We start from the raw sequence: 25284 nt of genomic DNA on the forward strand, positions 1-25284 counted from the left end.
TTCTATTGAGGTGAGCTGCTTTCTTACCTGAAGATAGGCGCTCTATTTGTAACGGCTACTCTATTTATAACGAATGCCGCGTTCAACTTCTGGATCTTCCATAGTCTTGAAGCGTTTGTGCAGCCACATCCATTGCTCTGGCGCTCGTAAGATAATCTTCTCTAGGTAGCTGTTCATGTAAGCCGCCGCCGCTCTCTCATCCTTTTGCGGATAGTTATCTTCGATCGACTCGTCAGCCATGATTTCATAGTTGCCATCGGCATTTCTAAAACCTGAACCCGGAACGAGTGCACATCGGCTGGTGTACGCCAGAATGCTGGTGCCTGTGGTAGTACATGCATCTTCTACCGCGAAGAAAGGCACAAACACTGATTTGTTACGACCGTAATCATGATCCGGCAGATAGAAAAGGATCTCCCCCTGACGCAGGATTCGAATCATGCGTTTCACGTCTTTACGGTGAATCAGACGGTTGCCGTTTTGAGTACGACCACGGTATTGAATGAATTCATAAGCCGGATTGTTGTGCGGGCGATAAACACCTAAACCTGAAATACCAAGAACCGCCATTGCTCGTGCGGTGATCTCTAGGTTCAAGGCATGCACACAGCACAGAAGGACACCTTTGCCATTGGCTTTGTGTGTACGCAGCATCTGAGTGTCTTTATCTACTAAGATTCGCTTAAAGCGCCACGTCGGCCAGAACCAAGTAATACCGGTTTCGATCAGCGCCATACCCGTATTCTTAAAGTTCTCGCTGACCATAGCAGCAACTTCATCTGCTGGCTTGTCTGGGAAGGCGAGTTCTAAATTGCGAGTTGCGACTGCGACGCGTTTTTTACCATAGCGAGCGCCTAAAGAGCCTAATGAGCGGCCTAACAGTAATAACAGGCGGTAAGGGAGAACGTTAACGATAAGCGCCAATAACCCAAAACCGAACCATACTCCCCAATACTTAGGGTGGAGTAACGCCAGAGTAAAAGGTGGCTTAGTAATAACGTGTTGTGCAGTGCTGTTTGTCGGAGAAGTTTTCGTCGTCATAACCATCACTTAAGATTTGATTGCTACTTAATTTGATTGCTACTTAATCTGAGCGCTGAGTAGTGCCCAATAAGCATCAAAGTTTTCTGTCGGTTGATATTTGAAGTCTGAGCGAACAAATCGATTCAAGCTGCCTTCAACTTGACCGAGCAGTTGAGCGGCTAAGATTTTCTCATCAACCGGGAATGATTTCCCTTCACGAAGCTTTCTTTCACGCAGGATCTGGCGAAGTTGCGTCTCAATGCGTTCGAAAAGTTGGTTGATGCGATCACGCAGACGTTCATTTTCAAACATTAGAGCATGACCAGACAAAATTCGAGTCAGGCCTGGGTTACGTTCTGAGAAAACTAAGATAAGTTGCATCACGAGTCGTATGCGCTCTAGCGTGTCTTTTTCTTCATCGAGAATGCGGTTGATTCGAGACATCAACGCTTCTTCAATGAACTCGATTAGGCCTTCAAACATACGAGCTTTGCTAGGGAAGTGGCGGTATAACGCAGCCTCAGAAACACCCACTTGCTTGGCCAACTTTACCGTTGTGATACGAGAAGCACCTTCGGTCGATTCCAACATTTGTGCGAGAGCTTGTAGGATTTCTTCACGACGGTTTGATTTTCGAGCACCAGCCATCTATTTACTTCCTTTCCTAAAGATGAGGATTGAGTGAAGAAGGATTATAAACACCATTCAATTCTGTTTCCTAGTTTTGTAAGCCCTAGGTCAACAGAATCGAGAGGTGTCAGCAGATTGTCAGAGCAAATTTGTGCGTTTATGCATCAATAAGCTGTTGGATCTGATCGAGGATCTGGAAACCAAGGGTGTCTTTGCTATCCAACGGCAGAGATTTATCGCCACCTTTCCAATAAAGGTGCAGCTCATTGTTACTGCTATTGAAGCCTTGGCCTTCGACAGACACATCATTGGCGCAAATCATGTCGAGGTTCTTTCTTTCTAACTTACCTCGCGCGTATTTTTCAACATCTTGCGTCTCAGCAGCAAACCCAACAGTAAATGGGCGACCTTCAGTCATTGCAGCAACAGAAGCGACGATATCAGGGTTCTTAACCATTTGAATCGTCATGTCGTCTTTACCATCAACCTTTTTGAGCTTTTGGTCTGCGATGGACTCAGGGCGATAATCGGCAACTGCGGCGCAGCTGATGAAAATATCGTGTTGAGAAGCGCTTGCTGTCACCGCATCAAACATCTGTTGAGCGCTGTCGACATCAATACGAGTCACTTGGCTTGGTGTCGCAAGTGATACTGGGCCACTGACTAGCGTCACCTTTGCGCCTTGTTTAGCTGCCGCTTCAGCCACTGCATAGCCCATCTTGCCTGAGCTGTGGTTGGTAATGTAACGCACTGGGTCAATGGCTTCACGAGTCGGGCCTGCAGTAATCAGTACAGAACGGCCTGCAAGCGGTTTAGGTTGGAAGAAGTCTTCACAGCGGTGCACGAGCTGCATAGGTTCTAGCATGCGACCCATGCCGACATCACCACACGCTTGCTCACCAGCCGCAGGCCCCCAGATCTCACAGCCACGACGTTTTAGCGTTGCGATGTTCTCTTGAGTGGCAGGGTGGCTGTACATCTGTTGGTTCATTGCCGGAGATACCGCAACTGGCGCATCGGTTGCTAGAACCAAAGTGGTCAGTAGGTCGTTACCCATGCCTGCGGTCATGCGAGCAATCAGATCAGCGGTTGCTGGCGCTAGTAATACCAAATCAGCCCATTTTGCGAGCTCAATGTGCCCCATGGAAGCCTCAGCTGCAGGATCAAGCAAACTATCAGACACAGGCCTTCCAGAAACGGCTTGCATGGTGAGAGGAGTAATGAACTCCTTGGCTGCATTTGTCATCACGACTTGTACTTGTGCTCCACGTTCAATTAAGCGTCGAGTCAGTTCGGCACATTTATACGCAGCGATACCACCACTAATGCCAAGTAGGATTTTTTTTCCAGCTAGGCCTTGTTGGTCAGCGTTACTCAGTTGATTAACCAATGTTTGCATGATTCTGTTCCTTAATTTCTCTGCGACTTACGATATCAGAACAAAGGATAAGTGCCTAGAAGCAGAACTCGAACAGAGTTGACGCTCATCAAGTTGGTGTTATCAAACTTATCAATTACATGGTTTTGCTAGTGACTCGTCCCCTTCTATCTCTATCGAAGGATCTCTTATTACGATCTCATTAGGGTGGTGGGTCATGTTCATGACCAGTGATTAGCTTTGATATGCCAATAGACAAAATGCCTGCCGAATCGATGCCGAGAGAAAAGTTATTGAGTCGAGGGCCTGACTCTTTGAGTGATGCGGAACTGCTCGCGATATTTCTGCGAACAGGGACACAAGGAATGAACGTGTTAGAACTCGCAGACAAGTTGATCAAGGATTTTGGCTCGCTCCGTCACCTTTTTTCAGCAACGCAGGAAGAGTTTTGTGCCCATAAAGGGATGGGGCAGGCCAAGTATGTTCAGTTGCAGGCTGTGTTAGAGATGACGCAGCGTTATCTAGCAGAGACTTTATCTCGTGGAGATGCGCTCACTAGCCCAAGCCATACAAAGCTTTATCTTTCGAGCATGTTGCGTGATCGCCAGCGAGAAGCCTTCTATATACTGTTCCTCGATAACCAAAATAGGGTAATAAAGGACGAGGTGATGTTTGAAGGAACCATCGATGCCGCATCGGTTTACCCGAGGGAAGTTGTTAAACGGTCACTTCATCACAATGCGGCGGCATTAATCTTAGCTCATAACCATCCTTCGGGCGTCGCGGAGCCCAGCCAAGCGGATAGGCGGATTACACGCCGATTAACCGACGCATTAGCGCTGGTGGACATCCGAGTTCTCGACCATTTTGTCGTTGGAGATGGCGAAGTTGTCTCTTTTGCAGAGCGTGGATGGATTTGAATCACATTTTAGGTTGTTAGTTGCGTTAAATCTGCTATTATTCCGCCCACATTTTTAGACCTAAAATCAGCTCTGATTACTCAAGCAAGCTGCGCTGCACAAAAAAAGATCACGAAATCCGTAAAAAGGATCTGTTCGGGTCTTGAGCAATGCGTGTCAAGTTAGTATAATGCGCGACCTTTGATAGCCTTGTATGGATTTTCCATAACGGTTTTTACCTTCTATTTTAATTGATAGAGAGGTTCGGCCACCAAGGTTGATATCGAGCTGAAACGATTGGAGAAGACATTCATGTCCCGAGTATGCCAAGTAACTGGTAAGCGTCCAGTAACGGGTAACAACCGTTCACACGCACGCAATGCTACTAAGCGCCGTTTTCTGCCGAACCTACAAACTCATCGTTTCTGGGTAGAGAGCGAAAAACGTTTTGTTAAACTACGTCTAACTGCTAAAGGCATGCGTATCATTGATAAGAAAGGCATCGATGCTGTTCTTGTTGATATCCGTGCACGTGGCGAAAACGTTTAAGAGGAATTAAGCAATGGCTAAAGGCATTCGTGAGAAAATTCGTCTAGTATCTTCTGCAGGTACTGGTCACTTCTACACAACTGATAAGAACAAGCGTAACATGCCAGGCAAATTTGAGATCAAAAAGTTTGATCCAGTAGTTCGCCAACACGTTATGTACAAAGAAGCTAAAATCAAGTAATTGATGCTTTTTTTGCTCTTCTTCAGTAGAAGAAAGAATTGAAAAACCCAGTTTAATCGCTGGGTTTTTTTATATCTAAAATTTGAGCAACTCAATTGTTCTTGCTTGATATAAAACCTGATAGCTAGAAAACCGCGCAACATAGCAAGTATTGCCACTTTCACGATATACTGAATGTTCAATAGGTTAGATGAGCAGAATCAGATGAGATATCGTGGACGCCGGTGGAACAACATACTCATGTTCAGCGTGATCGCTTTTATCGGAGTGTTAAACCTTCCAACATTGATCAAAGCATACCTTATCGAACCTGAACCTCAGGTTGAGAGCCCTTATCCTTATCTCCTGAATCCAATAGCAGAGCTTCAAGCGTTACACTTTGCTAAGTGGTCTGTCATTCAACAAGACAATCAATGGGTTTACCAGTTTAAAGGTGAAGGCTCCCCTCAAACCACCAATGCACAAGAGCTGTCACAACGTTGGAAAGAGCTTGTGGGCACGGAAGTCGACTCACAGACCTACACAGACCTTACGCCTCGGTTAAATACACCGCACACCATCGAAGTATGGTATCAAGACCAAGAAGAGCCCCAGCGTATTACCTATTATCAATTGCCTGAGTTCTGGTTGTTAAAAAACTGGAATGATCAGTGGTTGGCGGTGTCTACTGAAGAGAGCTACCTGTTTCCAAGTTTTAACGCTAACCACTCCTCTAAATCGGACGACTAACTATGCCTGAATTACCCGAAGTTGAAGTAAGCCGCATGGGGATTTCGCCTCATTTAGTTGGCGAGACGATTAAAACACTTACCTTTCGCACGCCGAAGCTGCGTTGGGATATCCCACAAGAGCTTAAAAAGCTAGAAGGGCTGGTGATTCGCTCGATCTCACGTCGAGCGAAGTACCTATTGATTGAGACAGATGCTGGCACTGCGATTGTGCATCTTGGCATGTCTGGCTCACTGCGTGTATTAGATGCCGACTTCCCAGCAGCAAAGCACGATCACGTGGATCTTAAGCTCACCAATGGCAAAGTATTACGCTACAACGACCCTCGCCGCTTTGGCGCATGGCTATGGTCAGCGCCTGACGAAACACATCCTGTGTTACTGGGATCTGGTCCTGAGCCGCTAACTAGAGACTTCAATGCCGACTACATAGCTGAGAAGGCAGAAAAGCGTAAAGTTGCCGTCAAGCAGTTCATCATGGACAACAAAGTTGTGGTCGGGGTAGGGAATATCTACGCTAATGAAGCCTTGTTTTCTGCAAAGATCCATCCGCTACGACCAGCAAATAAAGTAACCAAAGCTGAATGGACCTTGTTAACTGAAGATATTAAACAAGTACTCGCTACTGCTATCGAACAAGGTGGCACTACCCTAAAAGATTTCGCACAAGCAGATGGCAAGCCGGGGTATTTCGCTCAAGAGCTGCAAGTGTATGGTAAAGCGGGTGCAAAATGCCCTATTTGTGAAGCTCTTATTCAAGAATTAAAAATCGGGCAACGCAATACGTTTTATTGCGAAGAGTGCCAAGTATAGAAAATCTGAACTCGTGTTCACTTTTTATTGCTAGTCGATAGGCTAGCGAGTGGCTACAATTGTACTAATTATACGAATTGAGAATAGTAGAATGAAATATTTAGTAACTGGTGTTGCTGGCTTTATTGGCTCTGCAGTTTCAGAGCGACTATGTGCGGCAGGACATGAAGTTATCGGTATTGATAACTTAAATGACTACTACGAAGTCTCTTTGAAACATGATCGCCTAAAGCGCATTGAGCATGAAAACCTGACCTTTATCGAGCTGGATCTTGCTGATAGAGAGGGCATGGCGAAGCTGTTTGCTGAGCAAAAGTTTGACCGTGTCATTCATTTAGCAGCGCAAGCTGGCGTTCGTTACTCAATTGATAACCCAATGGCGTATGCCGATAGCAACCTTGTCGGTCACTTAGCTATTCTTGAAGGCTGTCGCCATAATAAGGTTGAACACCTCGTTTATGCTTCATCGAGTTCCGTTTATGGCTTGAATCAAAAAATGCCATTCCATACAGCAGACAGTGTTGATCACCCGATTTCACTGTACGCCGCGACTAAGAAGTCGAATGAGTTGATGGCGCATACCTATTCTCATTTATACGACGTACCAACGACAGGTCTTCGCTTCTTTACGGTTTACGGCCCTTGGAGTCGCCCTGATATGGCGATGTTCAAGTTTGCGAATCTAATCGTAGCGGGCAAAGAAATCGACATTTATAACAACGGCGACATGATGCGTGACTTCACTTATATCGATGATATTGTTGAAGGTATTATTCGTGTTCAAGATCGTATTCCAGCCAAGCAACCAGATTGGACCGTTGAGCAAGGGTCACCAGCAACCAGTTCTGCTCCGTATCGCGTGTTTAACATCGGTCATGGCAGCCCGGTTAAATTAATGGACTACATCGAAGCATTAGAAGGTGCTCTAGGTGTTGAAGCGAAAAAGAACTTCATGCCAATGCAGCCTGGTGATGTGTACGCGACTTACGCTGATACGGAAGATTTGTTTGAAGCGGTTGGCTATAAACCTCAAGTGAAGATCCAAGAAGGCGCGAAAGCTTTCGCGGATTGGTATAAAGCCTATTACTCGCTGTAGTAATTGATAAACTTTGAATAAAAAATAGCGCTCACTGAGCGCTATTTTTTTCGGTGTAGGTAAAGAGAATTACTTGGCTGTCTTCAGCTTTATCTCGGCTGCCACCTTTTGTGGCACAAACTGGCTAATGTCTCCACCATGAATGGCCACCTCTCGAACTATTGTCGAAGAGAGGAATGCATACTCCTCTGAAGGTGTTAAAAATACACTTTCAAGGCCTGGAAGTAGCTTTCTGTACATGCTGGTGAGTCCAAACTCGTACTCAAAATCCATGGTTGTTCTTAGGCCTCGCACCAACACATTCGCTTGCTGCTGTTTAGCAAAATCGACCAGTAACCCCGAAAATCCTTCAACAGACACGTTAGGTAAGTGAGACACCGCATCACGTAACAACTCTACACGTTCATCTAATTCAAACATGGTTTTTTTACTTGGGCTCGCTGCTACTCCAACAGTGATATGGTCAAACATGCTAGCGGCACGAACAATGATATCAAGGTGGCCATTGGTCACCGGATCAAAAGTTCCTGGATAAATAACGTGTGTGCTCATTTTAGCTGTCCTTGCTTAATGTAGTGTTCGAATTCAGTGCTTTACTAGAGTTTAAGGCCTTATCGAGTTGCTGCTTTACCATATCGAGTGTGATGTCTTTCATCAGATCATCGCCTTTAGCACGGGTTCCCCATGGAAGGTCTGCGACTGGTTTACCTTGTTGTGCTTCTACGTGCTGTTGATAAACACTCACTACGATATCGAGATCGTTGTAAGGTCCTGTTCTACGAGGGTCGCTGTGCGCGTACAAGCCGATTACAGGCGTTGACTGCGTAGTTGCCAAGTGGGCTGGGCCAGTATCAGGTGCCAATACCACCGTTGCATGTTTCAGTACGGCAGTCAGTTGCTTCAAGTTCGTTTTGCCAATCAAGTTGGTTACTGGCGACTGGCATAATTTTTCGATGTCGCTACCAAGGTTAACTTCTCTTGGTGCCGGAGAACCACATAACACCACTTGCATGCCTTGTTCGACAGCATAATCAGCAATAGCTGCATATCGCTCAGTTAACCAATTGCGTGAATCTTTGCTTGCCGCTGGGGAGATAACCAAGGTCGGCTTGTCTGCCATGGTGCTAATTGCGAGTTGTTCATCTTCAGGTGTTAAAGGGATATCCCATTGAGGCTTATCGAAGGGGACACCAATGTAGCGAGCAAATTCGGCAAAGTTATCTAACACATGAAACTTATCTGAAATAGGTAGATGGTGGTTGGTAAAGAGTGACTGCATTTCACGAGTACGGTTTTTGCCAAATCCCACTTTGCACTTCGCCTTTATCCCCCAAGATAGCACGCTGGCTCTGAGTGCGGCTTGCATATGCAGAAGTGCATCAAATTTACGATCAGATAGCTGACGCCATAATTCACGCATTCCTTTGAAGCCTTGTTTCTTATCGAAAACAATCACCTCAATACCGGGTAGATCACCGATCAGCATGGCTTCTATTTTGCCCGTTATCCAAGTGATTTTCGTTTCAGGCCACTGCTTCTGGATGGCTTGAACCACAGAAATAGCATGACAAACATCGCCAATCGCGGAGAGGCGAAGTATGCAAAGAGATTGAGGTGCAGTTGAGAACAGTGACATAAAGTGCCCGAAAAAAGTGAATAACATCAGAATTATGCAGATACTCGCATTAGTTGTAAAATAGCAATGACGAAAAGCGACCCAAAGGCCTCATAGATGGAAACGATTAGCACCAAGAACCAAACAATTTGGTACGACCCTGAACTTTTGGCTCAGGTACCAGAGGGCGATATCGCTCAGATCTTTGAGGCTGAATATTGGCAGCAACAAGACGCCATTTCAGGCAGTGCTCAAGGACGCGGTACCACATGGTTCATTCAGCTTGATGGGATACAGGCCGCATTGCGCCATTATCGCCGTGGCGGATTGTTTGGGAAGCTCGTCGAAGACCAATATCGCTTCTCTGATTGGGAAAACACGCGCTGTGCGATGGAGCTTAATGTTCTCAAGGCATTGGCAAACGCAGGTGTGAATGTACCGAAGCCCATTGCTGCTAGAGCCATTAAAAGCGGACTACTTTATCGAGCGGACTTAATGTCTGAACGAATTCCCAATGCCAAAGATCTGGTTGATGTCTTGGTCAATGGCCCGATAGATGCGGATATTTATCGTCGAATTGGGCAAGAGGTACGCAAGATGCACGATGCTGGGGTTAATCATACCGATCTCAACATTCATAATATCTTGCTTGATGACTCGCAAAGGGTGTGGATCATTGATTTTGATAAGTGTGGTCATCAAGCGGGTGATGACTGGAAAGAAGGCAACTTGAATCGCTTAAAGCGCTCGTTCTTAAAAGAAGTGAACAAGCGCCAGATTCAATGGCAAGAGCCGGATTGGGAACTGTTATTGCAAGGCTACCAAGGTTAGTTGCTGTTAGTTAAGAGTGGTGACTAGCTAAGAATGGTCATTAATTAAGAATGTATACTAAGGTTTTATCCAACGCCCCTCGATTCTGTTCAACCACTTGATAAGCCGCTAAGCCTTTAGTTTTACGCAGTTCTGATTGTTTGAACAGTTGTTGGAGTTGGCCAGCGATATCTTGGCTATTTTGACAAATAGTGACGGCTTGAGCTTCAAGCAGTTTGTCTGTGATCTCGCTGAAGTTAAAATAGCTAGGGCCATTGAGTAAAGGTAACTGCAGTGCCGCAGGCTCTAGAAGATTGTGGCCACCCACCTTACCGCCCACAAGGCTTCCTCCCATAAAGCACACATCAGATCCGCCGAGTAATACCAACATTTCTCCCATCGTATCCGCAATATAAACTTCAACATTAGAGGTGATTGGTTGCTGACTCGTTCGAGTGATAGTCTTGAAGCCGTGCTCTTGAGCTAGCTCAGACACTTGGTTAAATCTCTCTGGGTGACGAGGCACAATCATCAGCAAGGTATTCGGATTGTCTTTAAGGAGCTGTTTATGAGCGTCTAAGACAATTTCATCTTCGCCTTGATGAGTGCTGGCTGCTATCCACACACAGCGTTCAAAGCCAATTTGTTCACGTAACGCTTTGCCTTTTGATACTTGTTCAGCTGAAACTTCAATATCAAACTTGATCGACCCAGTCACATGCACAGATGCTTTATCTAACCCTAATCGTATAAAACGCTCAGCATCACTTGGGTATTGGCAAAGTACTTGAGAGAGATTTTTGGCTAAGAGATCAAAAACGGCTTGGAATTTAGCATAACGCTGGCACGAGCGTTCAGATAGGCGAGCGTTGAGTACCGAAATGGGGATTCCAGCTTTCGCGACGCAGTGCAGTGTGTTTGGCCATAACTCGGTTTCCATGATTAACATCTGTTTAGGCTGAACAGTCTTCAAAAAACCTCGAATACACCAAGAAAAATCAATCGGCATGTAGCGATGCTCGACTAAATCACCGAGTTTTTCTATCTGCTCTGCACCCGTGCTGGTTGTCGTGGTAACGATAATGGCTTGGTTTGGATTGCGTCGCTTCAGTTGCTTGATGATCGGTACGGCGGCAATCGATTCACCAACCGATACTGCGTGAATCCAGATAGGATTCTTACCTTGAGTTTGCGGTGTGATCCCGAAATGTTCTTTCCAACGCTGACCAAAACTTGGCTTTCCAGGTTTGCTCTTATAAAGCCCATACAGCAGTAGCGGAGAAGCTAATGACAATATGAGAGTATAGATAAGTCGTATAAGCATAAGAACAGTGACACCAGAAGGTAAAATCAATATTCAGAAGAGTATTTTCTTCAATCTCGAAAGTAAAGAGCGTTATAATTAAATGCTTAGTTGCGCTTTCAAACGGACATGGTGAATTTTATCTCATCGCTTATGCAAACCGATCAAACCTATCGTTTCTTGCTCTACGTCGAGCAAAATTATTCATTTGCTATTCTTCGCCCATTCTATGATTACGCGAAGCAACTCGGCCATGAGGTTAAGTGGTTGCTTGTTGGTGAAGACGCTTCTGAACATCTTTTACTGGATCAAGAGCAGAGCGTCTCTTTGACAGAAGCTATTGCCTTTAATCCTTCTGCCGTTCTAGTGCCCGGTGATCGTGTTCCAGCGTTTATTCCAGGGTTGAAGGTACAAGTATTTCATGGTTTGAACGAGAGCAAACGTGGGAACTTATACCCTGAACGTGGTCTATTTGATTTGTATTGCACCGAAGGCCATGAAAGAACAAGCTCGCTTGAGCCGCTAGCTAAGCAGCGCGGCTATTTTCAAGTTAAAGAGACCGGGTGGCTGAAGCTCGATAGCTTGTTTAATTATCAAGCTAGTGAGAACCGTCATGAGAGACCTCAAATTCTGTTCGCTTCCACTTTTTCGCCAAGCTTATCGTGTGCAGAGTTGGTTTATGAAGAGCTTAAGCGCCTCAGTCAACTGAGTCAGTGGCAATGGTTAGTGACTCTTCATCCGAAAATGAATCAAGAGACGAGAGCGAAATATCAAGCACTGGAAGGGGATAACCTTCTCTTTTTCGATAATGACCGAGTGATTGAAATGCAACATCGTGCTGATGTTATGGTGTGTGACAACTCATCGATATTTCAGGAATTCTTGTTGCTCAATAAGCCTGTTGTCACGGTAAATAATCGAGACCCTCAAGCAAGCTTTATTAACATTACTCAAGCCGAGCAATTAGAATCAGCAATTAAGCAAGCAATGCTACCTGATGAAGAAAGAGATAACGCTATCGCTCATTACGGCCCGTCAATAACACCATATTTAGATGGGCAATCCTCAGCGAGAGTTCTGAGTGCTATTACTGATGTGCTAGAAAGCGGCTGGCAAGATAACAAGCCAAAAAATTGGATTCGTAACTTTAAAATCCGTAAATCATTAAACTATTGGAAATTCTAGGGCTGAATAATGAGAAAACATACCCTGTCTGTCATTGTTATTACCAAGAATGAAGAAGACCGAATTGAAACTTGCCTTAAATCTGTTGTTGATATTGCCGATGAACTGATTGTTTTAGACAGTGGCTCAACAGATGCAACCGTTGAAATATGCCAAAAATATACAGATAACGTGACAATCACAGATTGGCCTGGCTTTGGTAAGCAAAAACAGCGAGCGCTAGATAAAGCGACATGTGATTGGGTGCTATCAATTGATGCTGACGAAGCTCTCGATAAAGAGATGAGCGACGCTCTTGTTGAACTATTAAAACAAGATCAAATCAAACACACTGCGTACAAACTGCCTTGGGGAGTGACTCTTTATGGCACGACTCTAAAACATGGCCGCAGTGCTCGTGCAGTATTAAGACTGTTTAAGAGAGAAGGCTCTCGATATACGTTAGACGAGGTTCACGAGACCGTCGTTCCTGAGCAAGGCTCTACAGGAGTACTGAAGGGGTTTCTTCTTCATTACACCCATCGCGATTATGGTCATGGTTTAGACAAAGCAGCGCAGTACGCTTGGCTTGGATCGCAAAAGTATCATCGCAAAGGTAAGAAATCACACGGCTTATTTTTAGCTTTATTACGTGCAATATGGACGTTCTTCCTTGTGTATATCATTCGCCGTGGCTTTATGGATGGCAGTGTCGGCTTCATTATGGCGATGACTTATGCTCAAGTGAATTTCAATAAATACGTCGGTTTGTGGATTCTTGAAAACCGCTCAAACGACCAAGCCAAATAGGAACCGAGAGATGAAGATTTTAGTTTGTGCATCTTACTTACATGCATGGAATAGTTTGCGTCCAGAAGCTGCGATTTTTATAGAGCTTGCGCGTCAAGGTCACCAAGTCACTATCATGACCCAAGGTGAGTCTGAGCACGTATCAAAGCTAGAAGAGTGCGGTATTCGAGTCGTTGATGGTTATCCAAAGCGTAAAGTTTGTTTTGACACCATTAAAAAGATTCGCCACGAGCTGAAAACGCATGATTACGACATCTGCTATGCTTTCAACTCAAAAACGATACCTAATGCGGCGTTTGCCTGTATTGGCTTTAAGGTTAAATTAGTCGTTTATCGAGGCACTACTGGAGGTTTATATCGACATGACCCAAGTGCTTATCTAACACAGCTACATCCTCGTGTAGATGGCATAGTTTGTGTTTCTGAAGCGGTTCGACAAGATGTGGTGAAGCGTGTTTGGAAGAACAAAGATAACGTTGTTACCATATACAAAGGGCATGAATTGGATTGGTATAAAGTACCACCAACCGAGCGTTCTGAGTTTGGTTTGAATGAAGATGATGTCGTCGCGATTACTGCAGCGCACGTAAGGCCAAGTAAGGGCATCTCTGTCTTACTTGAGGCGACCAAATACATTACTGCACCGAACTTCCATTTGATCTTAGCGGGCAGCGGCTACGAGCCTCATTTTGATGAGATGAAAGCAAGCCCTATGAGTGAGCGCATTTACTACATTGGTCATCGTACTGACATCCCTTCAATCATGTGTATGGCTGATTTTCAAGTTCAGCCATCGATTAGCGGAGAAGGGCTACCACGCACGATTGTCGAAGCGATGGCAAATGGCACAACCTCAGTAGTGACAACTACCGGTGGCGCTCCTGAACTCGTTGTAGATGGCGAGACTGGTTATATTGTCCCGACTGGTGACGCCAAGGCGTTAGGGGAGGCTATGGACAAGCTCGCACAAGATAAGGCAAAGTGCACAACAATGAGTGAAGCGGCTAAGAAGCGCCTAGATGAAAGCTTTAGTTCACGAGTGACAGTGAAGAAGCATTTGGAGTTTTTTGAGAAGTTACTAGTGAAGTAAATTAGTCTTAAATATCTGATTTTAGGGTGTAAATAATAGAACTATATTATATTTGATAGCTGAAGAGATATCGCATCTTCAAGGCTATCATTATTATTTTCAAATGCTATAATAATTTCTTCAAAGTTGGAAATTTCACTATCAGGGATTAATTTGTATATATTACAGTAATCTTCCATACCAATCCCTACCGAAGAATTAATAGATATTACATTCACCTTATCTACATTAGATAGCAAGTAGATCTCTAATGGTATTTTGTTTGACAGTAAAACCACTCCTTTATCTTTGAGTTTTTGATAAGCTTGCTTATTTTCCTTCGGATGGAGTTTTAATACTGGATTTAGATTATGTTCTTTACTTTTAGATATGATTGAATCATAAATTTTCAAAAAAAACTGGCTATCTTTTAGTCGTTTTTTTATTTTATTGAAGGTTGGCTGCGTGGCAATAATTAGTGATTTATTATCAATCTCTACATTTTCATCGAAGATAAAACATTTTTTTATACTTGATATGATATTAATATCTCTAGATAATGTTATTTTTTTGCCTTTATGTAATACAGATTTAGGTAATTTATCCGGGTGCACCACATAAATTTCATCGCACTGTTTTTTTTCTCCAAACACATAGTGTCGAGGGTTGTTATTTGATAAAAATCGAATGGCTTGCTTGGTTTTTGAGTGTATTTTGTGTTCTATGTAGTTTCCCATTCCATCTTCAATTATTGAGTATGATTTGAATAGAAGGCGAAACAATCTAGACATTTTATTATTATCGTTAAATAGAAATAGTTTGTAAGTAGTACTCTCTATATCGATAATTATGCCTTTCTTATGTAATAAATCAGCTAGTTTAATTTTTATAGTTTTAGATATTGCTATTCCATGCAATGAAGAAAACAAGATATACCTTCCAATAAATCCACTTCTCTTTATATCATTCACTAATGAATTTCTACTAATTAATATTAATTCAATGTTATCTGGCAGTTCATTGCAATTTATACTCTTAGGGTCAATATCTTGATAATCATAGAAGAAAACTATTACTGAAGGATTCGAGCTATCATGAGATTTATATAAACTAAATAATAAATGTCTAACGGTTGAGCAAATATAAATATTTTTATTATTCATTATTCGTCTCTACTTTATTCGATATAGCCATACCTAAGAGAATACACGTCCATACAAAGTAAAAAATTGTCCCAGAATTATGATTAAAGAACGCTTGCGTCAAGCAGTACCCAATCATTAGAATTACATTTATTATCCCTAGCAAGCAAATGTCATGAGCTTTCTCATTATATTTTGAACTACGAATGATCTTATAAAATATGAGTAGTGGCATAAAGAATATAACACCGAGAGCGCTTATCCCTACAACCCCTCCAACTGACGCTGCTTCAAGAAATTGATTGTGCTCATGATAGGTCATCCTTGAAACCTTTTTATCTATGACACCAAGATCACCAAGTGATTTCCTTCTCTCTAGTCTTCCGTCCTTTCCTGCACCAAAAAAAGGATTCTCGAGAAATGTAATAGAAGCACTTTTCCATAAGTTGAGTCGAATTCCGATTGAAGTAAATGCATTAGCGTTCGAGCTATATTTGTTATAATCACTAAGCGCTTCATCAACTCGTGATGTTACAGTATCGTTCGTACTGAGATAGAATCCTGCAATAACTGTGAGCAATATGGTTGATGTTATTATTTTAATGCGTAACAGATTGAACTTGTAATGAACTATAAATAAAATAGTTATAGGAACAAGTAACCAAGATCCTCTACTTTCAGATTGTAAGCTTGCCCAAGAAGCAAAAAGAAAGGCGATTAAAGAGAATATGGATAATAGGAATTTTTTATTCTTTAGTTCAAATAGAGCTATAGCAAGACTCGATATCGCAAATGTTGTTACTATTCCGCCAGTTTGTATTTGCATATATCCTTCAAACCAAGCGTTGGGAATACGTCCATCGAATGCTCTAAGCTCTGGATATTGCTTTAGGTAGAATAAAGCGACGATAGCTGAACAAATTGAGGCAATATTTATCCCAATAGTGATATTTTTCCACGATGGTGGGTTTCGTAATAAGGCAATAAAAATTGGTATGGTTAATAGAGCTCTACTTGGCTTATCAATAAAGCTCCACTTTTCACCATGAAAAAACTTCAGAAAAAGAAAAGTACAGAAATAGTAAAGAAGTGCGTATATAAAAAGTTTTTCATTGGAGCTTAATCGAAGCTTATGTTTGGTAATAAATAAACTGGTAATACAAGTGAGTAGTAGGAAGATACTTGAGTAGTTGTAGCCAGAGCCATAAGCGACACATATAACAGGAAAGCAAGCAGTAAAAAATGGCACTGCTTTTGTGTGAGATAGGTGAGTTGGAGACATGGTATGGAAACTACTTCTTATAAGGATTTATATTACTATCAGGACGAGTCTTAAGCAGCCTTAAGATCCACATATACTGTTCTGGGTTTTTGCTCACGTAATTTTCAATACATTGGTTCATCATACGTGCGTCCTCTTCTTCGCTTCCTGTTGGGAAGGGTAGAGCAGGGTAGAAGTCCAGGGCGTATTGGCCTGTACTGCTATCGTATTGAGCAAACAAGGGCACAATTTTAGCTTTACTTAGTTTTGATAGGCGACCAAGGCCTGAGATAGTTGCTTTTTGAGTCGCGAAAAAGTCAACGAAGACACTGTGCTCACGGCCAAGATCTTCATCAGGGAGGTAGTAACCCAGGTACCCATCACGTACCGACTTGATGAAAGGTTTGATACCACCGCTGCGATCATAAACACGACCGCCGTATTGCACGCGCTGTCGGTGCATTAGCCAGTCACTGAGTTTGTTTTTTTGTGCTTTCGCCATTGCAGATACAGGTAAATTGCGTGAAGCTAATAATACCGCTGGGATATCGATAGCCCATGTGTGTGGCACCAGCAAGATCACATTCTCGCCACTGTCTGTAATATCGGTTAGGTTGCTCAGGCCGTTTATCGAAGTGTTATTCTCTAGCCAAGTTTTACTCTTGAGTGTCAGTGAAGCAAATCCCATCAAAAATGAGATGGAAGTAACGTATGACTGATAGAGAGTCTCTTCGCGCTCTTCGATAGATTGCTCAGGGAAACACATCTCAAGGTTAACTCGAGCCCGGCGGTTAGCCTTATTCTTAATTTTTACAGCTTGCTTAGCCATAAACTTAGCTAATGCTAAACGAATGCTGTTAGGTAAGAAGCAGACTAAAGACGATAACAAAACAGCAATCCAAGTTCCCCAGTATTTAGGTGCTAGAAAACCCCATTCAAACTCAGGGTTGTAAGCTTTTGGATCAAAATCATTGCGTTGTGTGGTCATTCATTCACTACATTATTTAAATCAGAGAGTTAACTTAATATCGGTCACTCTGGGAATGATTATATTCGTTAGACATTCCCAATAATACACGCTAAAAGTAGGGTGTATTATTGGTCCTAATCTGAAATATACCGTTAAGCGTTTACGATCTTCATGTACTCAGCAACGCCATCGGCTACTGCTTTAAACTCGATATCGCAACCTGTACCGCGAAGCTTCGTTAGGTCTGCTTGAGTGAATTCCTGATAAGCGCCTTTTAAATGCTCAGGGAAAGGAATCGTTTCGATTTCGCCTTTACCATGGTGCTTGATAACTGCCTTGGCGACTTCTTCAAACGACTCAGCATTGCCAGTACCTAGATTAAAGAGGCCTGATACCCCATTCTCTAAGAACCACAAGTTTACAGCCGCGACATCACCCACATACACAAAATCACGCTTAAAGGTTTCGCTACCTGCGAACAATTTCGGGTTTTCACCGGCATTCATTTGGTTGTTTAGGTGGAAAGCGACAGAGGCCATGCTGCCTTTGTGTTGCTCGCGTGGACCATAAACATTGAAGTAACGAAACCCTACGATTTGCGAAAGCGTTTCGTTGTGTGCTGCTGCATCCGCGGTTAAGCGACGAACGTAGTTATCAAATTGTTGTTTTGAATAGCCGTAGACATTCAATGCACCTTCGTACTCTCGCTCTTCGATGAAAGTGTCGGTCTCACCGTAAGTTGCAGCTGAAGAGGCATACAAGAAAGGAATTTCACGCTCAACACAGTAATGAAGTAGCTCTTTTGAGTATTCATAGTTGTTGAGCATCATGTATTTGCCATCCCACTCAGTGGTAGCAGAGCATGCTCCTTCATGGAAAACAGCTTCAATATGACCAAAATCATCACCGGCCATGACTTGAGTTAGGAAGTCATCACGATCCATGTAATCCGTGATGTCTAGGTCTACAAGGTTCTTAAATTTCTTACCATCTTTTAAGTTGTCGACGACTAGAATATCGTTGTGGCCCGCTTCATTAAGCGCCTTAACAATATTGCTGCCAATCATGCCAGCACCACCCGTTACGATAATCATAATTTTCTAACTCTTTTGAATACAAAACTGTCACGAGTATAGCAAGGAATGGATAAAGCGGGCTAGTGGAATAATTCCCCAACCAGAGTATGATACGGCAAGCTAAGTTATAAATTATGTTGAGTTAATTACTCAAAAATATAGGTATTATCATGAAGATTGCAGTAGCCGGTACAGGGTATGTGGGTCTATCAAACGCTATGCTTTTGGCACAACATCATGAAGTCATTGCGGTAGATATCATCGATGAAAAAGTGGCAATGCTAAACAATAAGCAGTCACCGATTGTAGACAATGAGATTGAGCACTTTCTATCAAATAAGACGCTGAACTTCATGGCAACAACGGATAAAGCCGCTTACAAAAATGCTGAATTTGTCATCATTGCTACACCTACCGATTATGACCCTAAAAACAATTATTTTGATACCAGCTCTGTAGAATCAGTCATCAAAGACGTCATGGAGATCAATCCTGATGCGGTGATGGTTATTAAATCAACGGTGCCGGTTGGCTATACCGAGCGTATCAAGCAAGAGCTGAACTGCGAAAACGTCATGTTCTCACCTGAGTTTTTACGCGAAGGTAAAGCGCTGTACGACAACCTACACCCATCACGTATTATCGTTGGTGAGTGTTCTGAACGCGCTAAAGTGTTTGCGAATCTGCTGGTTGAAGGCGCAGAAAAAGAGAATATCGACGTACTATTTACTAATTCCACAGAAGCAGAAGCGGTAAAGCTATTCTCAAATACCTACCTAGCGATGCGTGTTTCTTATTTTAATGAGTTAGATTCTTACGCCGAAGCTCACGGTTTGGATTCTCGCCAGATTATTGAAGGTGTGGGTTTAGATCCTCGCATTGGTAATCACTATAACAACCCTTCATTTGGTTACGGTGGTTACTGCTTACCTAAGGACACCAAGCAGCTATTAGCTAACTATCAAGATGTACCAAACAACATTGTTGGTGCCATCGTTGATGCTAACCGCACCCGAAAAGATTTTATTGCGGATTCAATTATCAAGCGCTCGCCTAAAGTGGTGGGGATCTATCGCTTGATCATGAAGGCTGGTTCGGACAACTTCCGTGCTTCTTCGATTCAAGGAATAATGAAGCGCTTAAAAGCCAAAGGTATCGAAGTGGTCGTATTCGAACCTGTGTTAGAGGAGGAGCATTTCTTTAACTCGAAGGTTTATTCTGACCTCGAAGAGTTCAAAGCTGTTTCCGATGTGATTGTATCTAACAGAATGGTAGAAGAGATTGCAGATGTTGCAGATAAGGTTTACACACGAGATCTGTTTGGCAGCGATTGATACTGCTCTTTTTTAGCTAATGCTAATTAGACCAGATGTTAACAGCTCGATCTATCCGTTTAGTGGCGATATACTGACCCCCTAAACGGATAGGGATACTAATAACTAATGAAAACACGTGACAAGATTGTTTACGCTGCTCTAGAGCTTTTTAATGAGCACGGCGAGCGCAGTATTACGACCAATCATATTGCTGAACATATCGAGATTAGCCCTGGTAACCTCTACTATCACTTCCGTAATAAACAAGAAATTGTCCGTGATATCTTTACTCTCTATTCAACAGAGTTGCTTGAAAGGTTCACGCCGATTCAAGGCCAACAAGAAAGCCTGACGCTACTAAAGACCTACTTAGATTCTATCTTCACACTGATGTGGAAGTACCGATTCTTCTATGCGAATCTGCCTGAAATATTGTCACGTGATGAAAAACTCCACCTTGATTACATGGCAGTGCAAGAAAGATTGCAAACCAACCTTGTCGATATCATGAGGGCCTTTGTTGAGTTGAACTTGCTTAAAGCAACGGATTCGGAAATGAAATCGATGGTCACTTCTCTTCACTTGATCGCATCGGGTTGGTTAGCTTATCAATCGGCGATGTCTCCAAAAGCCCAAATTACCGAGCAAGTGGTACATCAAGGAATGCTGCAGATGATCGCGACGGTTAAACCGATTGCGACAGCTCAAGGTTTTGAGCAGCTGACATTATTGGAAGATGGTGTAAGGGCGTTGAACTCTAAATAGAAAGAGACGAGTAAGCGATATACGGGATTCGAAGAAAGATACTTGCATCCCGTATCTGCTCTTTATCGAACCAACCAGCTCTTTGGATTCTGAGCTTGGCTGTTTCTACGAATTTCAAAGTACAATGATGGGCGTGTTTGGCCGCCAGTGTCACCTGCAAGCGCGATGGCTTCACCCGCTTTAACCTTGTCACCTTCTTTCTTCAGTAGTGCTTGGTTAAAGCCATAGAGCGTCATATCACCTTTACCATGATCGAGAAGAACCACTAAACCATAGCCTCGCAGATACTCGGCAAATACCACCGTACCTGAGTAAACGGATTTAACCTGCTGACCGTACTTGGCGTTGATCACCATGCCTTTCCAGTTAATTTGCCCCGTTTGACGTGAACCGTAGTTATGTAGAACTTTATCTTTGATCGGCCAAGGTAGCTTACCTTTACGTTTTGCTAGGCCATCCATCGGGACTGCATTACGTCGTTCTCGAGCCGCTTTTTCTGCTTTTGCTATTTCAGCTTTCAGGCGAGTTTCATTTCGCTGAAGCTCTGCCAGGTAATTTTTGTCGCCAGAAATATTCTTCTTAATGCTGCCAACGGTTTTCTTACGTTGTGTTTGGGTTTTGGCTAACGTATCGCGCTTGGTGGTTTGCTGTTTTAGCAGTGTTGCTATCTGTTCTTGCTCGAGTTGGCGCTGTTTGTGGCTTTCTTCTAATTCGAGTTGCGTCTGTTCAATCGTTTTAATGGTTGCGGAGCGAGCTTTGGCAAGGTGCTGGTAATAATGACTGATGCGATCTTCTTCTACCCCAGTATTGAGGATGTGAGAAGAGGCTTTAGCTCGGCTTGTCATGTAGTAAGTTTGAATGAGCTGTTCTAATTTGTCTGTCTGAATTTTTTTTTGTGCTGTGAGTGCTTCTATCTTGGTACTTAAGTTCGCAATATTAGCATTAGCAGTATTGAGTTGCTTTTTACTGTCTAGAATCGCTTTTTCAAGCGAAGCGATGGAGAGCTCTTGTTTCTTGAGGTTTGCCTGTAGGCTATCGAGTTTTTTCTGCTGTGAGGAAAGGTTTTTTTGTTGGCGAGATATTTCGCTCGATACGCCTTTTAGTTCCCCCTGAGAGGCGGCAAATAACGATGTAGATAAAAGAGCAACACAAAGGCTGGCAGATATCAAAAGAACAGTGCTAATTGCTTGGACTGGTTTCATCATTATCGTCATTTTGCTCTTATTCATTATCAACAGCCGCTTTTAAATCTTTTCGCATCTCGGTTACTCGCATCCCGTATCTGCTCTTAAATTCCATCACCATGGATGAAGTTCTGAGAACGACCGTTGAACCCTTGATCCATATCTAAAGAGGGTTTGTCTGTTTTCGGTTTACCGACAATTTTTGCAGGAACCCCAGCGACTGTTGTATGAGGTGGTACGGCTTGTAGAACCACAGAGCAAGAACCAATCTTCGCCCCTTCACCCACTTCAATGTTGCCGAGTATTTTAGCGCCGGCACCAATCATTACGCCTTCGCGGATTTTAGGGTGACGATCGCCACCTTCTTTACCTGTACCACCAAGGGTCACGTCTTGAAGAATCGATACATCATTTTCAACGACGGCTGTTTCACCAATTACAATGCCTGTCGCGTGGTCGAGCATGATAGCTTTGCCGATACGAGCTGCTGGGTGAATATCCACTTGGCAAGCAACCGAAATTTGGTTTTGTAAGTAAGTGGCAAGCGCAATGCGACCTTGTTTCCATAGCCAGTTAGCCACTCGGTAGCCTTGTAGAGCATGGTAGCCTTTCAGATAAAGCAGAGGCATCGAGTACATCTCGACCGCAGGATCTCGATTTACCGTCGCGCAGATATCACAAGCTGCCGCATCGATAATCGATTGATCCTGCTTAAACGCTTGTTCAACCACTTCACGTACCGCCATTGCTGGCATCGACGCTGTCTTAAGCTTGTTTGCCAGAATGTAGCTGAGTGCAGCCCCCAAGCTTTCATGGTTGATGATCGTGGCATGATAAAAACTCGCAAGCATAGGCTCTTGCTCCGACTGCTGTCGAGCTTCCTTCACAATGCATTGCCAAACTTTTTGTTGTTCACAGTGTTTCATTTTACCATCCATTCATTTAAACCAGATACGTGTAGCGGGATGAGAGGTACGAATCTCTCTACTGCTCTTACTATCTTTCTGACTTCTTGTCTCGAGCAAGTAGATCTTGCGCTGCTAGGTGTGCATCTTTCCCTTGATACAATACTTGATAAATTTGTTCAACAATTGGCATCTCAACGCCCATACGTTCTGATAATAACCAAACTTCTTTGGTGTTGCGATAACCTTCAACGACTTGGCCAATTTCTTCTTGTGCGGTATCGACATCTTTACCTGCGCCAAGTGCCAGACCAAAGCGACGGTTACGTGATTGGTTATCAGTACAGGTGAGTACTAAGTCACCCAACCCTGCCATGCCCATGAAGGTTTCTGGCTGGGCACCAAGTGCTGCGCCCAAGCGACTCATCTCAGCCAAACCGCGAGTGATGAGTGCGGTACGTGCATTAGCACCAAAGCCAATACCATCCGACATGCCTGCGCCAATAGCGATAACATTCTTGACTGCGCCGCCAAGCTGCATACCAATGAAATCTGAGTTTGCGTACACGCGGAATGTTTTACCGCAGTGAATTTTTTCTTGAAGCTCTTCTAGGAAAACTTCATCAGGTGAAGCGACAGAGATAGCCGTTGGCATGCCCATCGCTAACTCTTTGGCGAAGGTTGGTCCTGATAGAACCGCTAACGAGTACCCATCACCAAGTACATCGTGCGCGACATCCTTAAGTAGGCGGCCTGTTTCTGGCTCTAAGCCTTTGGTTGCCCAACAGATGCGAGAGTTCTCTGTTAAGTGAGGCTTTAGGCTATTTAAAACGATACCAAATACGTGGCTTGGAACGACAACCAAAAGGTCTCGGCTTGAAGTCACGGCTTTTTCTAAGTCAGATTCAATGATCAGACTTTCTGGGAATTCAATATTTGGTAGAAACTCATTGTTCGCACGCTCTGATTCGAGGCGATTCATATGAACAGGGTCATGCCCCCAAAGAACAACATTGGCACCGTTACGCGCTAGAGATATCGCTAAAGATGTCCCATAAGAACCTGCGCCTATCACTGTCATCGCAATGTCTTTACCGTAAGCGCTATCTTTACCGTAAGCGTCTGTCGCGTGAGTCGGGCGAGTTGTTTCTGTCATGCTTCCACCTAAAAAATAATGAGGGAAATCGAAGAGTTCGGGAGAAACTCTTTACTAAGAAGAAAAAGTGCTCTACTAAGAAAAAAATCTCTCTATCAAAGTACAGTGTAAATAAAAAATGCACATCGCAGAAGCTGCGATGTGCATTTAAAAGCTAAGCTTCTTATAACATAAGCTATTTAAGCGTTCGCTAGAGTTAAGTTCTACTGTGAGACTTAAGCTTGCTCGCCTTCAGTTTGCTGAGCTTGGTTTTGTAGGTAGTTCATGAACAAAGCATCAAAGTTTACTGGTGCTAGGTTCAGTTGTGGGAACGTACCTTTAACCACTAGGCTAGAAATCGTTTCGCGAGCGTATGGGAATAGGATGTTCGGGCAGAAAGCACCTAGGCAATGTGCCAGTTGACCAGCTTCCATTTCGCTTGCAGAGAAGATACCGCCTTGTTGAACTTCACAAAGGAATGCAGTGTCTTCTGCGTTCTTAACCGTAACCGTTAGACGTAGGATTACTTCGTAAACGCCTTCGCCAAGTTCACGGCTTTGAGTGTCTAGGTCCAGTTTTACATCTGGGTTCCACTCTTTTTGAAACATGTCTGGAGAGTTTGGCGCTTCGAAAGATACGTCTTTTAGGAAGATGCGTTGGATTGCGAAGTTTTGTTGTGCGTCTTGTTGTGCTGCTTCAGCCATTTTCTTGTCCTTAAAAATTTATAATTAGGTTTTGTTCGTCATATCAGCCGAACAAAACCTTAAAGTCATATTCGTGTAATCAGGTCAGATTACTTCTTGTCGTTAACGGTTTATTACCTTGAACTACTTCTTACCTTTAACCAAAGGTAAGTTAGCTTCGCTCCAAGCCACTAAGCCGCTTTTCAGTACGCTTACGTTTTCGAAACCTGCTTTAACCAGCAAGTTCGCGCTTTCTTGAGCGGTTTGACCTGTCTTGCATACTACGATGATTGGGTCTGCTTTGTGGCTTTCAAGGCTACCAAAGCTATTTGCTTTGATATCTGACGGCAAAATGTGAACTGCGTCAGTAATATGGCCCTTTTTGAACTCATCTTTAGTACGAATATCAACCACAATGCCGTTTTCACGGTTAATCATGTGTGTGGTTTGCGCTGCCGTGATCTCTTTGTAGGCTGCGTTTGATGTCTTGATAACGTTCGCAATTATGGCAACAACCAAGCCGATCCATACGATGGCTAAAATCATATTCTCTTGAACAAATGGCACTAACTCTTGCATATCTTGAACTCTTATTCGTTATTGGGCGAAAAACTATAGGTCAGGAGTATAGCGAGATTGAAGCGATAATGTACATAAGATTGGACGTCACGTTGATTGATTTTCTGATATTTTGGTGCTGAAGAGCATTACTGCTCCTTTAAGGGGCTATTGTTACTTTTTAGTTGCGAGTTCATCTCAAAAGCTTTCTCTAATATGCT

27 protein-coding genes are annotated in these 25284 nt (G+C 43.4%); 12 read left to right on the forward strand and 15 right to left on the reverse strand.

All coding sequences use genetic code 11. The features are described 5' to 3' along the window. Nucleotides 1-60: 60 nt before the first annotated feature. The 3 genes from lpxL to coaBC form a co-directional block, all read right to left on the reverse strand. Nucleotides 61-1041, reverse strand: coding sequence for an LpxL/LpxP family Kdo(2)-lipid IV(A) lauroyl/palmitoleoyl acyltransferase (gene lpxL, locus AC3CH3_RS00645; protein ID WP_488537493.1), 981 nt, complete (start codon nucleotides 1039-1041; stop codon nucleotides 61-63). A gap of 39 nt (nucleotides 1042-1080) precedes the next feature. Further along, a complete protein-coding gene (gene slmA, locus AC3CH3_RS00650) occupies nucleotides 1081-1671 on the reverse strand; it encodes a nucleoid occlusion factor SlmA (protein WP_019826445.1) in 591 nt (196 codons plus the stop codon). Nucleotides 1672-1810: 139 nt separating this feature from the next. After that, nucleotides 1811-3052: a bifunctional phosphopantothenoylcysteine decarboxylase/phosphopantothenate--cysteine ligase CoaBC gene (coaBC, locus tag AC3CH3_RS00655; RefSeq protein ID WP_488537494.1), complete on the reverse strand. Its 1242-nt coding sequence runs from the start codon at nucleotides 3050-3052 to the stop codon at nucleotides 1811-1813. 224 nt (nucleotides 3053-3276) lie between these two features. On the opposite strand from coaBC, the gene radC reads away from it, so the two are divergent. The 6 genes from radC to AC3CH3_RS00685 all read left to right on the forward strand — a co-directional run bounded on the left by radC (nucleotide 3277) and on the right by AC3CH3_RS00685 (nucleotide 7297). After that, on the forward strand, nucleotides 3277-3951 hold the full coding sequence (gene radC / locus AC3CH3_RS00660) for a RadC family protein (protein WP_050619728.1): 675 nt from the start codon (nucleotides 3277-3279) through the stop codon (nucleotides 3949-3951). 291 nt (nucleotides 3952-4242) lie between these two features. Further along, nucleotides 4243-4479 carry a 50S ribosomal protein L28 gene (rpmB, locus tag AC3CH3_RS00665; RefSeq protein ID WP_004728407.1) on the forward strand — a complete coding sequence of 79 codons (237 nt, stop codon included), beginning with the start codon at nucleotides 4243-4245 and terminating at the stop codon, nucleotides 4477-4479. 13 nt (nucleotides 4480-4492) lie between these two features. Beyond that, entirely contained in the window at nucleotides 4493-4660 is a 168-nt protein-coding gene (gene rpmG, locus AC3CH3_RS00670) for a 50S ribosomal protein L33 (RefSeq protein WP_002535344.1), read from the forward strand. A gap of 204 nt (nucleotides 4661-4864) precedes the next feature. After that, nucleotides 4865-5389 carry a hypothetical protein gene (locus tag AC3CH3_RS00675; RefSeq protein ID WP_488537495.1) on the forward strand — a complete coding sequence of 175 codons (525 nt, stop codon included), beginning with the start codon at nucleotides 4865-4867 and terminating at the stop codon, nucleotides 5387-5389. 2 nt (nucleotides 5390-5391) lie between these two features. After that, nucleotides 5392-6201: a bifunctional DNA-formamidopyrimidine glycosylase/DNA-(apurinic or apyrimidinic site) lyase gene (mutM, locus tag AC3CH3_RS00680; RefSeq protein WP_488537496.1), complete on the forward strand. Its 810-nt coding sequence runs from the start codon at nucleotides 5392-5394 to the stop codon at nucleotides 6199-6201. Between the two features lie 91 nt (nucleotides 6202-6292). After that, entirely contained in the window at nucleotides 6293-7297 is a 1005-nt protein-coding gene (locus tag AC3CH3_RS00685) for an NAD-dependent epimerase (RefSeq protein WP_016797636.1), read from the forward strand. 69 nt (nucleotides 7298-7366) lie between these two features. On the opposite strand, the gene coaD is transcribed toward AC3CH3_RS00685, so the two are convergent. Then, complete coding sequence (gene coaD, locus AC3CH3_RS00690) at nucleotides 7367-7849, reverse strand: pantetheine-phosphate adenylyltransferase (RefSeq protein ID WP_010433787.1); 483 nt, start codon at nucleotides 7847-7849, stop codon at nucleotides 7367-7369. Between the two features lies 1 nt (nucleotide 7850). Beyond that, nucleotides 7851-8933, reverse strand: coding sequence for a glycosyltransferase family 9 protein (locus AC3CH3_RS00695; RefSeq protein ID WP_016768948.1), 1083 nt, complete (start codon nucleotides 8931-8933; stop codon nucleotides 7851-7853). Between the two features lie 96 nt (nucleotides 8934-9029). Here AC3CH3_RS00695 and AC3CH3_RS00700 point away from each other — a divergent pair, with 96 nt between their 5' ends. Next, nucleotides 9030-9743: a 3-deoxy-D-manno-octulosonic acid kinase gene (locus AC3CH3_RS00700; RefSeq protein ID WP_016788461.1), complete on the forward strand. Its 714-nt coding sequence runs from the start codon at nucleotides 9030-9032 to the stop codon at nucleotides 9741-9743. Nucleotides 9744-9783: 40 nt separating this feature from the next. On the opposite strand, the gene waaA is transcribed toward AC3CH3_RS00700, so the two are convergent. After that, nucleotides 9784-11046 (reverse strand): lipid IV(A) 3-deoxy-D-manno-octulosonic acid transferase, encoded by a 1263-nt coding sequence (gene waaA, locus AC3CH3_RS00705; protein WP_016792883.1) that lies wholly within the window; start codon nucleotides 11044-11046, stop codon nucleotides 9784-9786. 132 nt (nucleotides 11047-11178) lie between these two features. Here waaA and AC3CH3_RS00710 point away from each other — a divergent pair, with 132 nt between their 5' ends. The 3 genes from AC3CH3_RS00710 to AC3CH3_RS00720 are packed head-to-tail and all read left to right on the forward strand — an operon-like array spanning nucleotide 11179 to nucleotide 14089. Next, complete coding sequence (locus AC3CH3_RS00710) at nucleotides 11179-12210, forward strand: CDP-glycerol--glycerophosphate glycerophosphotransferase (protein ID WP_010433799.1); 1032 nt, start codon at nucleotides 11179-11181, stop codon at nucleotides 12208-12210. Nucleotides 12211-12219: 9 nt separating this feature from the next. Then, nucleotides 12220-12999 carry a glycosyltransferase family 2 protein gene (locus tag AC3CH3_RS00715; RefSeq protein WP_488537497.1) on the forward strand — a complete coding sequence of 260 codons (780 nt, stop codon included), beginning with the start codon at nucleotides 12220-12222 and terminating at the stop codon, nucleotides 12997-12999. Nucleotides 13000-13009: 10 nt separating this feature from the next. Then, nucleotides 13010-14089 (forward strand): glycosyltransferase family 4 protein, encoded by a 1080-nt coding sequence (locus AC3CH3_RS00720; RefSeq protein WP_488537498.1) that lies wholly within the window; start codon nucleotides 13010-13012, stop codon nucleotides 14087-14089. A gap of 41 nt (nucleotides 14090-14130) precedes the next feature. Here AC3CH3_RS00720 and AC3CH3_RS00725 read toward each other — a convergent pair whose 3' ends face one another. The 4 genes from AC3CH3_RS00725 to rfaD all read right to left on the reverse strand — a co-directional run bounded on the left by AC3CH3_RS00725 (nucleotide 14131) and on the right by rfaD (nucleotide 18535). Next, nucleotides 14131-15231 (reverse strand): polysialyltransferase family glycosyltransferase, encoded by a 1101-nt coding sequence (locus AC3CH3_RS00725; protein WP_488537499.1) that lies wholly within the window; start codon nucleotides 15229-15231, stop codon nucleotides 14131-14133. After that, a complete protein-coding gene (locus AC3CH3_RS00730; RefSeq protein ID WP_488537500.1) occupies nucleotides 15224-16492 on the reverse strand; it encodes an O-antigen ligase family protein in 1269 nt (422 codons plus the stop codon). Before AC3CH3_RS00730 ends, AC3CH3_RS00725 begins: the two co-directional genes overlap by 8 nt. Nucleotides 16493-16502: 10 nt before the next feature. Continuing rightward, nucleotides 16503-17459, reverse strand: a complete 957-nt coding sequence (gene lpxM, locus AC3CH3_RS00735; RefSeq protein ID WP_193846783.1) for a lauroyl-Kdo(2)-lipid IV(A) myristoyltransferase — start codon at nucleotides 17457-17459, stop codon at nucleotides 16503-16505. A 134-nt stretch (nucleotides 17460-17593) separates the two neighbouring features. Further along, nucleotides 17594-18535 (reverse strand): ADP-glyceromanno-heptose 6-epimerase, encoded by a 942-nt coding sequence (gene rfaD / locus AC3CH3_RS00740; RefSeq protein ID WP_010433822.1) that lies wholly within the window; start codon nucleotides 18533-18535, stop codon nucleotides 17594-17596. A gap of 152 nt (nucleotides 18536-18687) precedes the next feature. On the opposite strand from rfaD, the gene AC3CH3_RS00745 reads away from it, so the two are divergent. Together AC3CH3_RS00745 and AC3CH3_RS00750 are read left to right on the forward strand one after the other, a co-directional pair. Further along, a complete protein-coding gene (locus AC3CH3_RS00745; protein ID WP_488537501.1) occupies nucleotides 18688-19851 on the forward strand; it encodes a nucleotide sugar dehydrogenase in 1164 nt (387 codons plus the stop codon). 108 nt (nucleotides 19852-19959) lie between these two features. After that, nucleotides 19960-20598: a TetR/AcrR family transcriptional regulator gene (locus AC3CH3_RS00750; protein WP_065675998.1), complete on the forward strand. Its 639-nt coding sequence runs from the start codon at nucleotides 19960-19962 to the stop codon at nucleotides 20596-20598. Nucleotides 20599-20660: 62 nt separating this feature from the next. Here AC3CH3_RS00750 and AC3CH3_RS00755 read toward each other — a convergent pair whose 3' ends face one another. The 5 genes from AC3CH3_RS00755 to AC3CH3_RS00775 all read right to left on the reverse strand — a co-directional run bounded on the left by AC3CH3_RS00755 (nucleotide 20661) and on the right by AC3CH3_RS00775 (nucleotide 25084). After that, the gene (locus AC3CH3_RS00755; protein WP_488537502.1) at nucleotides 20661-21812 is read right to left on the reverse strand and encodes a murein hydrolase activator EnvC family protein; all 1152 of its coding nucleotides are present in this window, start codon (nucleotides 21810-21812) and stop codon (nucleotides 20661-20663) included. A gap of 74 nt (nucleotides 21813-21886) precedes the next feature. Then, on the reverse strand, nucleotides 21887-22708 hold the full coding sequence (gene cysE / locus AC3CH3_RS00760) for a serine O-acetyltransferase (protein WP_009847961.1): 822 nt from the start codon (nucleotides 22706-22708) through the stop codon (nucleotides 21887-21889). Between the two features lie 70 nt (nucleotides 22709-22778). Beyond that, entirely contained in the window at nucleotides 22779-23843 is a 1065-nt protein-coding gene (gene gpsA, locus AC3CH3_RS00765; RefSeq protein WP_372259430.1) for an NAD(P)H-dependent glycerol-3-phosphate dehydrogenase, read from the reverse strand. 215 nt (nucleotides 23844-24058) lie between these two features. Beyond that, nucleotides 24059-24526 carry a protein-export chaperone SecB gene (secB, locus tag AC3CH3_RS00770; protein ID WP_061023745.1) on the reverse strand — a complete coding sequence of 156 codons (468 nt, stop codon included), beginning with the start codon at nucleotides 24524-24526 and terminating at the stop codon, nucleotides 24059-24061. A gap of 123 nt (nucleotides 24527-24649) precedes the next feature. Next, nucleotides 24650-25084 (reverse strand): rhodanese-like domain-containing protein, encoded by a 435-nt coding sequence (locus AC3CH3_RS00775; RefSeq protein WP_012603060.1) that lies wholly within the window; start codon nucleotides 25082-25084, stop codon nucleotides 24650-24652. Between the last annotated feature and the right edge of the window lie 200 nt (nucleotides 25085-25284).

This window comes from Vibrio sp. QJM3NY_35, assembly GCF_057785915.1.